At 44.4% G+C, this 12,847-nt stretch carries 11 protein-coding genes; 6 read left to right on the top strand and 5 right to left on the bottom strand.

Annotated elements, in window-relative coordinates; genetic code table 11:
* Nucleotides 1-21: 21 nt before the first annotated feature.
* Both HB679_RS20055 and HB679_RS20050 read left to right on the top strand, forming a co-directional pair.
* The gene (locus HB679_RS20055; RefSeq protein ID WP_214073818.1) at nt 22-1,107 is read left to right on the top strand and encodes a hybrid sensor histidine kinase/response regulator; all 1,086 of its coding nucleotides are present in this window, start codon (nt 22-24) and stop codon (nt 1,105-1,107) included.
* A 6-nt stretch (nt 1,108-1,113) separates the two neighbouring features.
* The gene (locus HB679_RS20050) at nt 1,114-1,533 is read left to right on the top strand and encodes a response regulator (protein WP_214073817.1); all 420 of its coding nucleotides are present in this window, start codon (nt 1,114-1,116) and stop codon (nt 1,531-1,533) included.
* Nucleotides 1,534-1,537: 4 nt separating this feature from the next.
* On the opposite strand, the gene HB679_RS20045 is transcribed toward HB679_RS20050, so the two are convergent.
* The 3 genes from HB679_RS20045 to HB679_RS20035 all read right to left on the bottom strand — a co-directional run bounded on the left by HB679_RS20045 (nt 1,538) and on the right by HB679_RS20035 (nt 3,309).
* Nucleotides 1,538-2,002 (bottom strand): response regulator, encoded by a 465-nt coding sequence (locus HB679_RS20045; protein WP_214073816.1) that lies wholly within the window; start codon nt 2,000-2,002, stop codon nt 1,538-1,540.
* Between the two features lie 114 nt (nt 2,003-2,116).
* Complete coding sequence (locus HB679_RS20040) at nt 2,117-2,701, bottom strand: carboxymuconolactone decarboxylase family protein (protein ID WP_214073815.1); 585 nt, start codon at nt 2,699-2,701, stop codon at nt 2,117-2,119.
* A 62-nt stretch (nt 2,702-2,763) separates the two neighbouring features.
* On the bottom strand, nt 2,764-3,309 hold the full coding sequence (locus HB679_RS20035) for a peroxiredoxin (protein ID WP_214073814.1): 546 nt from the start codon (nt 3,307-3,309) through the stop codon (nt 2,764-2,766).
* A 258-nt stretch (nt 3,310-3,567) separates the two neighbouring features.
* On the opposite strand from HB679_RS20035, the gene HB679_RS20030 reads away from it, so the two are divergent.
* A complete protein-coding gene (locus tag HB679_RS20030) occupies nt 3,568-4,254 on the top strand; it encodes an SGNH/GDSL hydrolase family protein (RefSeq protein WP_214073813.1) in 687 nt (228 codons plus the stop codon).
* 101 nt (nt 4,255-4,355) lie between these two features.
* Here the strand turns inward: HB679_RS20030 and HB679_RS20025 are convergent, their stop codons facing one another.
* Nucleotides 4,356-5,219 carry an AraC family transcriptional regulator gene (locus HB679_RS20025; RefSeq protein ID WP_214073812.1) on the bottom strand — a complete coding sequence of 288 codons (864 nt, stop codon included), beginning with the start codon at nt 5,217-5,219 and terminating at the stop codon, nt 4,356-4,358.
* Between the two features lie 183 nt (nt 5,220-5,402).
* Nucleotides 5,403-7,442 (bottom strand): beta-L-arabinofuranosidase domain-containing protein, encoded by a 2,040-nt coding sequence (locus HB679_RS20020; RefSeq protein ID WP_214073811.1) that lies wholly within the window; start codon nt 7,440-7,442, stop codon nt 5,403-5,405.
* Nucleotides 7,443-7,694: 252 nt separating this feature from the next.
* Between HB679_RS20020 and HB679_RS20015 the strand changes: the two genes are divergently transcribed.
* The 3 genes from HB679_RS20015 to HB679_RS20005 all read left to right on the top strand — a co-directional run bounded on the left by HB679_RS20015 (nt 7,695) and on the right by HB679_RS20005 (nt 12,445).
* Nucleotides 7,695-10,151, top strand: coding sequence for an alpha-L-arabinofuranosidase C-terminal domain-containing protein (locus HB679_RS20015; RefSeq protein WP_214073810.1), 2,457 nt, complete (start codon nt 7,695-7,697; stop codon nt 10,149-10,151).
* Between the two features lie 395 nt (nt 10,152-10,546).
* Nucleotides 10,547-11,311, top strand: coding sequence for an SDR family oxidoreductase (locus HB679_RS20010; RefSeq protein ID WP_214073809.1), 765 nt, complete (start codon nt 10,547-10,549; stop codon nt 11,309-11,311).
* Nucleotides 11,312-11,536: 225 nt separating this feature from the next.
* Nucleotides 11,537-12,445 (top strand): AraC family transcriptional regulator, encoded by a 909-nt coding sequence (locus HB679_RS20005; RefSeq protein ID WP_214073808.1) that lies wholly within the window; start codon nt 11,537-11,539, stop codon nt 12,443-12,445.
* The last annotated feature ends 402 nt before the right edge of the window (nt 12,446-12,847 follow it).

Raw genomic sequence — 12,847 nt, 5'->3', positions numbered from 1 at the left:
CCGAATATAAACAGATCACCAATGGCCGAAAAAATTAAAATACTATACCTGGATGACGAAATGGACAATCTCACAGGTTTTAAAGCAACATTAAGGCTTGATTATCAGGTTTACACGGCGGTAAATGTACCAACCGCGCTAGAGCATCTGGTGAAACATCCGGACATACGGGTGATTTTTTGCGACCAGCGCATGCCGGGCAAAACAGGTGTCGAGTTTTTTGAAGAGTTGCGTGGTACACACCCGCTGCCCATGCGTATTTTATTAACCGGCTATACTGATATTGATTCGGTAATTGATTCTATTAACCGCGGTAATATATTTCGCTTTGTTAAAAAGCCATGGATAGAAGCCGAGCTTGTTTCGGCAATTGAAGAGGCTAATAAATTTTACCAGGCCAACTCTATGCTTGCCATTAAAAATGACGAATTACAACGGGCCTACAGCGAGTTAGATAAGTTTGCCTATAGCGTAAGTCATGACATTCGCGGGCCGCTTTCAGGCATTTTGGGTGCCATTAACGTAGCGCGCGATATGCATGATATTGCCGAGATGAGAGAGATGCTTTTTTTGATGGAAAAATCATTAAAAAAACTGGATACCTACATCCTGAGCATGCATGATTACTACAGCTTGCAGCGTGGCGAGCTGCATATTGGCGAGGTAGACTTTCAAAAGATGGTAGAGGAATTTAAAGACATTTACCGTACCGCAGCAAGCACAGCCCAAATCAACTTTAAAGTCAACATTAATCAGCGCGAACCTTTCAGAAGCGATACCGTTCCATTAAAATTGGTTTTAAATAACCTGCTATCCAACGCATTCAAATATCAAAATAAAAACACCGATGCTAAAGTTGTGGAGCTTAACATTGAAGTAAACAAAGGCGCAGCTGTTATAACCGTTAGCGATACCGGCATTGGCATTTTGGGCAATCACCTGGGCGAGATATTTAATTTGTTTTATCGCGCCTCTTCGCAAGAGGCCGGTTCGGGCTTTGGTTTATATAACGTAAAAAGCGCTTTGCTAAAGCTTAATGGCCAAATAGAGGTTAACTCTGTATTGAATAAGGGAACTACTTTTAAAGTAATTATCCCCAGTAAATAAGTGTAAATGGAATTGTCGTTTATTATTATTGATGATACCGAGCTTGATCATTTTATAGCACGTAAAATGATTGGGAATGTAAATGCGGCTTACACCGTGAAAAGTTTTATGGATGCCGGGTTGGCGTTGCAGCATATTATATCGCATAAGCACGACAGCGCTATCAAAGTAGTCCTGGTGTTTTTGGATATCCATATGCCCATGATGAATGGCTTTGAGTTTGTAGAGGCGTTTGAAAAACTAGAACAAGCCATTCAGGACAAGTATTATATTGTTGCGCTAACATCATCCATCGAAGTATCAGACATTAACCGTATAGCCTCTTACAGCTCGTTCAGAACCCGCATCACCAAACCCATCACGGCCGATGGGTTGAAATCGTTGCTAAATACAGTGGCTGCCGAATTCGGCATAAGCTTAACCTAACAGATTAAGAAAGCAGTTTCTGCCGCAACAAAAACTCCAGCTGATCATTAGACATCCCTAGCTGTTGGTTCTCTATCTTTAGTTTGATTTTTTCCTGGTATGCCTCGTAGGCCCGATCGATGGTCATGTACAATTCTTCCTCGTTCCATGGTTTAGTCAGGTAATGGAATATCTGGCCTTTGTTTATCGCGTCAACCACCGCATTCATGTCGGCATAGCCGGTTAACAATAAACGTATGGGGTCAGGATACAGCGGGATAACTTTTTCCAGTAACTCAACCCCGGTCATAGCCGGCATGCGTTGGTCGGTAATTAAAATCTGGATTGGCTTTTCGGCCAGGATCTTCAGGGCTTCCTCGCCGCTTATGGCGGTATACACCTGGTATTTTATGCGGAATACCGCCTTGAAAGAAAACAAATTGTTTTCTTCGTCATCAACATATAAAATTGCTATCTTTTTGTCGGCCATGGGGATGACACTTTTAATCTGATTTGCTTAATTAGATAGGGTTACTACTTGTTTTTTAGACGCGCAGCAACCCTATTTATTACAAATTAGTTAAAATATTCAACAAAAACAAAATTAGAATACGATTTTTCCTGTCGCAGTTACCAGCGATGCAATACGCACCGCATCGAATATACGCTCTTCTGTTGTTCCTAATTTTATCAACGAATCCTCATGTGCATTAACACACATTTCGCAACCGTTTACTGCAGATATAGTTAAACTCATCAGCTCAAAAAACTCTTTGCCTGTTACCGGTTTCATCATAATCTGCATGCGTATGCGGGCAGGGATCTGGTTGTATTTATCTTTCCGGGTAAAGTGCCTGAAACGATAAAACACATTGTTTGATGCCAGTAATGAAGCACAGGCGGCAGCCTCGGCAATATCTTCGGTAGTAGCGCCTTGTTCAGTGGCATATTTAGTGTAAAAATTAGTTAACGGCAGGTTGTTATTATTAACCGCAACACTCAAGCCAAGCAAGGCGCATTCCTTAGTGCTTAACTGCTCTGAAGTAAGGGTGCTGGTAAAATTCAGTTTCAAATCGCGCAGATAGCGCGACTCTCCGTTTTCTAATAAACTCAGGCTCGCGGTGCGATAATTGGTATCAACGCCCAGGCTCTGTAAAAACTCATTGATGGTATCTGTGCTTTCGCTCATGGTAGTATTTCAGTAAAATATGATCAAAAAAAATCCCCGTTTTACCGGGGATCTTCGAGGTATTAAGCAGTTAGTGTTTCCTGGCCTTTTTCCCAGTTGCAAGGGCAAAGCTCGTCGGTTTGTAAACCGTCCAGTACACGTAAAACTTCTTTAACGTTACGGCCAACACTTAAATCATTAACACATACCCAACGTACAATGCCGGTAGGGTCTATAATGAAAGTAGCACGGTAAGCAATTTTTTCTGTAGGCTCTAAAATACCCAGCTCTTCGGCTAATGATTTTGAAGTATCGGCCAGCATCGGGAATTTTAAATCGCGCAGGTCATCATGATGAGTTCTCCAGGCAGCATGCACAAACTCAGAATCGGTTGATGCACCAATTAAACGGGTTTCGCGGTCGCGAAACTCGCCAAAGTTTTTATTGAACTCAGCAATCTCAGTAGGGCACACAAAAGTGAAATCTTTTGGCCACCAAAACATCACTGTCCAAACGTTATCATCATTAACTAAATAATCAGAAGTTAACGTTTCAAATTCTTTTCCTTTTTCAAGGCTAACTACTGCTGTTTTAGAGAAAGCCGGAAACTTTTGTCCTATCGTAATCATATATAAATGTGTGTTTAAATTTTATGCGAATATACGCCAAATTGCCCTATAAATTTATTGCATTTTTGAATAGCCTATAGATTTTAGCTATATATAAAATTAACAAAATAGTTTTTGCGAATTTTTACCAGGCGTTATATTTTTGTTAATATTCTGGCGCGGTAAGCTTTACAAAACTGTAACAAAACCTGCATTTAAATCATAATTGACTTGTTAACCTCTATTTTCTCATATTTGTAATAACCATTTATCCAACACGTGAAAAATAGCCTTTTTAAAATAGCATTGTCATTAGTTTTTATGCTGATGGCATCCATTGCAGCATTTACGCAATCCAGGTTAGTAAAAAACCTGGCTGCCGGCAAACATCAAACCCTGGTAACCTATGGCACAAGCCTTACTGCGGCCGAAGGTGGCCATGCCTGGGTTGACTCGGTAACCCGGGCGCTCAATAAAAAATACAACAATCAGCTTACTACCATTAACGCAGCCAAAAGTGGTATGTGGTCTACCTGGGGTGTACAGAATTTAGAAGATAGCGTAATTAAAAAGAACCCCGATGCTGTACTGATTGAGTTTAGTATGAATGACGCGTTTATGAATTATAAAACCAGTGTTGATTTGGCTAAACTCAATCTAAACTACATGATTGATCGCATCAAGCTTTACAACCCCGATTGCGAAGTGATTTTGCAAACTATGGACATCGCCCTAAACATCCATGGCGAGCAACGACCCGACCTGTTAAAATATTACCAAATGTATCGCGACGTAGCCAAATCGCGGAGCTTGTTGCTGATAGACCATTACCCGCACTGGAAGGCCCTGCTTGACAAAGGCCGCGACGCATACCTCAAAGCGGTACCTGATGGCATTCATCCGGGTATAGAAGCATCGAAAGACATTATCGCGCCTTATGTGGTGGAGCGGTTGGAAGGGAAATAACACTTATGTCATTGCGAGCGAGGAACGAGCGTGGCAATCGCAAGGAGAAAAGCCTGAACGCGTGCGATTGCCGCGCTACGCTCGCAATGACAGCTATTATTTTAATTAGCCCGCTTAATTAAAAACTGCCGCTGATACTCCATCGGCGTTTGGCCCTTAACCGCTTTGAATTTTCTATTAAAATAAGATACATTATTGAAACCCGCATCAATGCTAACCTGCGACATGCCCAGATTATTACTCTGCAAAAGTTTACAGGCGTAACCAATCCGCAGGTCTATCAAGAATTCAGATAAAGTTTTTCGGGTAAACTTCTTAAAATATCGACAAAAAGCAGACGGCGACAAATAGGCCACCGATGCCACTTCATCCAAAGAAAGATCGCGCTTAAAGTTATCCAGTATATAATCATACACCTTACTCATGCGGGTAGATTCATCAACGTTAATACCATGCAGAAAGCCCGGACTTGACAGCAGCGTGTACCCGCCGGCAATAGATAGCGAATGCAAAATATCCAACAGCGCAATAACTGTCTCGGTAGGATTTTTAGTAACCAGCGCATTTACTTTTTGAGCGATGGACGCAGTGGTTTCCTCATCAAACACAATCCCTTGCGATGAACGCTGCAGCAGGTCTTTGATCTGTTTAAAATGCTTGCGGTCAAAAAAGCCCGGCCCCAAAAAGTTTTCATGAAATTGAATAACGATTTGTTTGATCGCCTCGTTTTTACTCAATCCGCGGGTATAAAAGGTGTGCGGTAAATCGGCACCGAACATACATAGATCAGGGCCGTTAAATTCGGTAATGCTATCGCCCACCATGCGCTGGCCCGAACCTTCTAAAATCAGAATGATCTCAAACTCAGGATGAAAATGGAACGGAAAATCGTTATACTTAAATTGCTCCTCTTTGACAACAAACAGGTTATCAGGACTTACAATACTCTCGCGAAAAATTCTCATAGCGCTTTAACTCGTCCCATCGGGCACGAATTAAAGCTACTGATTTGAATTGAATATCGCGCGATCTAATAACACAAAAGAAGCTTGTCATTTCGAGCATAGCGAGAAATCTATACACATGCAAGTCGTAAATGCTCGTGTATAGATCTCTCATTTCGTTCGAGATAACATTAAAGTGTAAGGCTACTTGCCATTCTCGGGCATCCAAACCTGGTAGGTAGTACTTGGCTTACGGTTGCCTAAGCTATAAAAAGGGATGGCGGTAAACTTAACTTGCTGCCCGGCTTTGTCGGTTGTTTCGCCGGTAATGACGTTTACACCGTTTAGCAACTCTGGCTTATAATTGATAGCCATCACCGTGTTAGCGGTCAAGGTGTAATCCTGGACACCCGGGTTATCTAAACTCTCAAAACCATATACTATCGGTCCGGCTGCTATGGCAATCTTACCTTTAATGGTTTTCACCTGGTCATTAACTGAAACTATGCGGGGTTGTACCGGTAAGGTCAATTCCACTACGTCGCCTTTTTTCCAGCTGCGGGTTATGGTGGCGTAGCCTTTTACCTGGTTTAGGGCAATTTCTTTACCGTTAACTTTTAGTTTTACGCCGCTGCCAACGTTCGATTTATACAGATCAAACGGGTTCTCTTTATTCTCTGCCCATCCCGGAATGCGTACATTCATGGTGAACGTTTTTGGCTTTTCGGTAATCACTTCAATATGGGTAGTGCCTTTCCATGGGTAGCCGGTAGTTTGTTTTAGCGTGATGTCGCTACCATCCAGCTTAATCTTTCCTTCGCTGCCGATGAACAGGTTTACATAAACACGCTTATCATCATAACCATAAATATACTGCGGCAATGCCGATACCATTTTCAGGATCATTGGCGGGCAGCAAGGGCAACCATGCCAGGCCCACCGGTTATGATCGGTTGCTATCAGCGGATTCTCGTAAAAATAATGGTCGCCGCTTAACGACACACCCGACAGCAGGTTGTTATAAGCTACACGCTCAAACTCGTCCATATATTTGCCGTCAGCTTCCAGCTCGTTCATTTGCTCGCTAAAAAAACCGGAGCCTATAGATGCGCAAGTCTCCAAATAAGCATGCTCCGGCAAGAAATAATCCGGGCCGAAACGCTCGTCATCTGCAATGGCACCTTCGCCGCCGGTGATGAACATGCGTTTGCCTATCATGTTGTTCCAATAATTATTAACCGTTTTGATATAGGCCGGATCTTTAGTTTCCAATGCGGTAGCTGTTACGCCGCTCGCCAGCAAAGTAGCACGCACCGCGTGGCCCTCAATGGTAGTTTGTTGTGTAACCGGTATGGCATCCTGGTTATACGAGCCATCGCTGGCGCGTTTATAAGTACTGTCCGGGTTGCCGTGGTTGCCGCGGTCGTCAATCCAATATTTGGCCAGCGTCAGGTAATTCTGTTCATGTACCGGGGCACCCATTTTGGCTTTTAATTCCGGGTGTTGTTTGAAAAGCTGATATAGGCGCAACTCAATCTCTTCCGGGCCGCCATGACCCGGTATCACGTTATTCTTTGGTGCCGGGCCCATCACTTTGTACATGTAATTGCTCAGCTTAACACTAACCGACAGCAACTTGGTTTTGCCTGTTGCGCGGTAATAGTGTATCCCGGCATCAACCAGCATACCTGCGTTATAAACATCGTGCTGCCAGCGGTCCTGGCCGCCATTTAGGCCCCAGCGTTGTTTGGGGCGGGTAAGGGTGGTGTAAGTGTTTAAATAGCCATCCGGATCGACCGCTTGGGCCGCTGCAATGCGATCGATATAAGCATCCAGCTTTTTCTCCAGTTTAGCGTCCGGGTATTCGGCCAGAATATCGGCCGCGCCGCGAATGGTTTCATAAACCAAGCCGTCGTACCATGGCGGGCCGTCGTGCTGGCCGATATTTGTTTTGCCCTGCGCTACCAGGTCAAAGTTATGGAAAGCATCGCTGGTGTGGCCGGTTCTTTCTTTTTCGGCTTTGGTGTCCGGGCGATCAATTTCATATTTACCTTCCAATTTGTCCAGCACATCATATACGGTAACGGTGTTCCAGACACGAATTTTAGGGCTCCAGAATGAATCATTAACTTTTACAGATTGCAGTGTTAACGGATGTATGGTGTGCTCCTGGGCGGAACTTTGAACGCTGAAAAACAACTGGCCAAGCGCCAGCACAATTAATGGTTTTTTTAACGATATCATTAAGTAATTTACTATTTATTGGTTGGAATTTAAAAACGCTTTTACGCAAAGCTAAATTGCGCTTTTTGCTGATTTTGTTTTTGCACTATTTTGGCCTTTTTTTGTACAGGGTTGATGGGTTGACTTATTGAGGCCTCGCTATTTAGTCAAAATCGAACTAAAAAATATCAATTGTGTTCAAGTACAGACTGGGTGGACAGAGGATTTTTGAGCAATTTTAAAAACCCTTATATCAAAATAAAATATCTCAACATGAAGCAATTTATCCGTACAACTATTGGTGCAGTAAGTCTTGCTGTTTTTGCGCTCGGCGCATCGGCACAAAACGCACGTATTGCCATTGATGCAACTAAAGTGCTCAATAAAATACCGGCCAAAATGTACGGCTCATGTATTGAGGATGTGAATCACGAAATATACGGTGGATTGTATGACCAATTGCTTTACGGCGAAAGCTTTGAAGAGCCTGCTCCAACCCCTAATTACGATGGCTGGAAAACCTTAAACGGCGAATGGAAGCCTACGGCTGCTGGTATTGAGGTAAAGCCGGGGTCAGGCGATAAACTCATCCGCGAAAACCCGATTGTTAAAAACGGCAGTGCTGAGGCCGATATCAAATTTACAGGCCGGGGCGATAATGCCGGTTTTATTGTCCGGGTTAACCATGAGCAGGCCGGGTTAGATGATTTTGATGGTTACGAGATCAGCCTAAATCCCGACAGGCAAATGGTGATATTGGGCAAACATGTTCATAATTGGAAAATGCTGAAAGAAGTAAAAGTAAGTTTTGACAGAAACAGCTGGACGCATTTAAAGGTTGACATGAACAATGGGCAGATCTCGGTTTATGTAGGTAATGAACATGCTGCCTATCTAAAGAACATAGACGCTCCGGCCTTAACCTATACCGACACCGACCATCCGCTATTAAGCGGCAAAATAGGTCTGCGCACTTTTAATTTAGGGGCGATATTTGAAAACTTCGCCATTAAAAAAGATGGCGAAACCATCCGCAGTTTGTTTAGTGGCAAACCACCGGTGCAGGTAAGCCGTGTGTGGGATGCTGTAACCAGCCCTACAGCCCGCGCCAATTTTATGCTGGATGGCAATGACCCCTACAATAGTAAACAAGCGCAGGTTATAGAGATTTTAAGCGGGACAGGCAAAATAGGCGTAGCCAATAAGGGCCTTAACCGCTGGGGCATCAGTGTAAAACGGGGCGAGAAATTTCAGGGATCGGTATTTTTTAAGGCTGATGGTTTGACAGGGCCGGTAACCGTAGCCCTGCAAAATGCTGCCGGGACCAAAACCTATGCGTCGACAAGTTTTAAAAGCATAGCTTCTGCCTGGACAAAATATCCGTTCACATTGACTACTAATGCCACGGACCCTAAAGCGCGCTTCGTCATCTACATCGATAAAAAAGGAAGACTAAGCATCGACCAGGCCACGCTCATGAATACCGGTGCTGCGCAATTTAAAGGCTTGCCGCTTCGTGCCGACATTGCCACTAAAATGCAGGAGGAAGGTTTGAACTTTGTACGCTACGGCGGCACCATGGTAAACGCGCCCGACTATAAATGGAAAAACATGGTCGGCCCGCGGGATAAGCGACCCATTTACGAGGGCCATTGGTACTCATACACCAGCAATGGCTTTGGCATCAATGAATTTGTAGCATACAGCGAAGCAGCCGGCTTCGACCCCGCTTTTGCCATCAATGTGGAAGAAACACCGCAGGACGTTGCCGATATGCTGGAATATTTAACCGGCAGCGCCACTACCACCTGGGGTAAAAAACGCGCCGAAGCCGGTCATCCCGCCCCTTATAAATTGAAATACATTGAACTGGGTAATGAAGAGGTTATTTGGGGCGATCTGAAAAACGATTACCAGCACTATGCAGAGCGTTTCAATTTATTGTACGACGTAATTCACAAAAATAACCCGGAGATTAAAGTGATCTGCGCTGCCTGGTGGCGGCCGAAGTCTTTGGATAATATGGAGATGGTTTTTAAAGCCATTAACGGCCGTGCCGATTATTGGGATCTGCACACCTGGGCCGATGATGCCAACTCCGGCACCCAAGTGGACCATGACCTGCAAAACATGAGGGACATGTTTTTAAAATGGGACCCGAATACCAAACTGCGTATCACCATTTTTGAAGAAAACGGCGGCCTGCATAATCTGCAACGCGCACTGGGTCATGCCACTACCATGAATGCGGTGCGCAGGCACGGAGATTTTGTGTTAACATCGTGCGCAGCCAACGGCTTGCAGGGTTTGGGCCAAAATGATAACGATTGGGACCAGGGCCAGGTGTTCTTTACCCCATCGCAGGTATGGGGCATGCCACCATTTTACGCTACGCAGATGGCTGCCAAAAACCATGAGCCGTTACGCGTTGAAAGTAATGTAGATGGCGACCTGGACGTTACTGCTACGCGTAGTGAAAGTGGAGATGAGTTAGTGCTGCACGTAGTAAATACAAAGAGCGCCGCGGTTGCAACCACTATCAGTTTAAGTGGCTTTACAGGTAATGGCCCTGTTAAAGTTTATTCTTTAGCAGGTGACCCAAAGGCTGAAAATACGCCATTGCATCCTACAGCGGTTTCTACCAAAGAAAGCAGCATCCCGCGTAGCGGAAATACTATTAGTTATACTTTTCCGGGTAATTCTTATACTATTTTGCGATTGAAGAAGTAGGGATATTTTATAGCGAATCTTTAAGCTCCCTCCAACCGTCATTGCGAGGAACGAAGCAATCTCTACAACAGACAGTCAATAGGATAATCTCATTGGCGATAGCCGGCACGATCACTACGGACATTGATTAGCAAGTGTAGAGATTGCTTCGTTCCTTACAGCAATGACGTGGCGGTGGAGTTGCTGCGCGCTCAATACCATATGGCGATGAGATCGTCACGCTCGTACCTCGCTCACGATGACGGTATGAATATGGCGATAAAAAAAAACGATCCATCCGCATATCTGCACATCATCACCTCATTATTTGAATTTTGCAAATAACCGATTGATTTATCCAAACACTACCCTTCTTCCTGTCACGATCTTTGTATCATACAAATCAAAAGAAGAAAATGGAAAGCAAAAACAAAATAGCACTGGTAACCGGCGGCAGCCGCGGACTAGGCAAAGACATGGCCCTTAGACTGGCCGAAAAGGGAATCAACGTTATCCTTACCTACAACAGCAAAGCCGACGAGGCAGAGAAAGTAGTTAGTCAGATACAGCAAAGCGGACAAAAAGCTGCGACTCTACAATTAAATACCGGCGACATTAAGGGCTTCGGCGCATTTATTGAAAAACTGAATGGTGTTTTAAAAGATCAGTTTGGCACAGATCATTTAGATTTCATCATCAACAACGCCGGCACGGGCCATCATGCGCCTATAGCTGAAACAACAGAAGAAGCTTTCGACGACTTGCTGAACATCCATTTTAAAGGCGTGTACTTTCTGACACAAAAATTATTGCCGATATTGAATAATGGCGGCGGCATTGTTAACATATCGTCTGGTTTAGCACGTTTTGCGATGCCCGGCGCATCTGCCTATGCGGCTATGAAAGGCGCTATCGAGGTGTTTACCCGTTACCTGGCCAGAGAATTAGGCGCTAAACAAATTCGCGCTAACGTAGTTGCGCCCGGTGCAATTGCTACCGACTTTAATGGTGGCGCGGTTAGAGATAATCCGCAATTAAATCAGATGGTAAGCAACAATACGGCAATGGGTCGCCCGGGTGTGGCCGAGGATATTGGCGGTTTGGTAGCTTTTTTGTGTACTGATGATGCCCGTTGGATAACCGGCCAGCGCATTGAAGCATCGGGCGGTATGTTTATTTAATATAATTTCATCAAACTGGTTTCACCGATTGTAATTTGATTTAACTGATCAGGTTGTGTTGATCGATTAAATTTGCTAATTTTAATTTTGAATTCATTGATTGATTTATGCAAATACAACACATAAAATCAGGCATTAAAATCAATATAAAAGCATTTAATAAGCAGCAAAAAACATTTATTTAAGCAGTAAAAGCATTTAAAAACAATTAGTGTAATCAATAATATGATTGGTAAGACCTCATTAAACGAGTTTTACGAAGAAAGCTCGGCTCCGCTACCCGATGGCATAGCCAAAGAGATAGGGCATTTTAATGTGTTTGTTACCGAGACACTGTTTGACAAAAAGACAGGTGCGCGCGAGATGCCATACAGCCGCCGCGAGTATTATAAAATAAGCTGGATAAGAGGAAAAAGCAGGGCAGAGTATGCCGATAAAACGATCGACATACCGGAAAGCGCCCTGCTTTTTGCTACCCCAAAAATACCTTACCACTGGATTCCCGAAGATGGTAACCAAACCGGCATGTTCTGCATTTTTACTGCCGATTTCCTGGCGCAGGGCAAAAGCGGTGTCGATTTGGATGATCTGCCTATTTTTCAATCGGGGCAGGTACCGGTATTTCAATTAACCCCGACTGAAGTAGAGGAAATAGAATACATTTTCAAAAAAATGCACCGCGAGATCTCGTCCGACTATCGCTTTAAATACGACCTGCTGCGTAACCTGGTCTTGGAGCTGATCCATTACGGCCAGAAACTGCAGCCGGTATCAGTAATGGAGTCGGCCCATAATGCTTCAGAGCGGATCTCGTCTTTATTTGTCGAGCTACTGGAAAGGCAGTTTCCTGTCGAGTCGCAGCACCAGCGGCTAAAACTGCGTACCGCAAAAGACTATGCCGACCTCCTTGCCGTGCACGTCAATCACCTCAACAAAGTATTAAAAGAAGTTACCGGCAATACCACCACGCAGATCATTGCCAACCGCGTTATCCAGGAAGCCAAGATCCTGCTCAAACAAACCAACTGGAACATAGCCGAGATTTCTTACACGCTGGGCTTTGATGATATTGCCCATTTCTCTAATTTCTTTAAGAAACAAACGAGCGTGGCGCCGGTGGCGTTTAGGGGGTGAGGGGCATCTATCTCAAGACACAAAATATTGCGTCTCTACATTTGCTACCACGTCATCGTGAGCGAGGTATGAGCGTGGCGATCTCTTTAAAAGCGATAAGTAACTGCAAACGCCGCTCTCCACCACGTCATCGCGAGCGAGGAACGAGCGTGGCGATCTCTTTAAAAGCGATAAGTAATTGCAACGCCCCTCCTTACCAAGTCATCGTGAGCGAGGTACGAGCGTAACGATCTCTTTAAAAGCGATAAGTAACTGCAAACGCCGCTCTCCACCACGTCATCGCGAGCGAGGAACGAGCGTGGCGATCTCTTTAAAAGCGATAAGTAATTGCAAACGCCTCTCCCTACCACGTCATCGCGAGCGAGGTACGAGCGTGGCGATCTCTTTAAAAGCGATAAGTAA

The sequence above is a fragment of the Mucilaginibacter sp. dw_454 genome (genome assembly GCF_018449775.1).
GTDB lineage: Bacteria > Bacteroidota > Bacteroidia > Sphingobacteriales > Sphingobacteriaceae > Mucilaginibacter.
The sequence above is the reverse complement of the archived record's forward strand: the minus strand, read 5'-3'. Positions and strand labels throughout refer to the sequence as shown.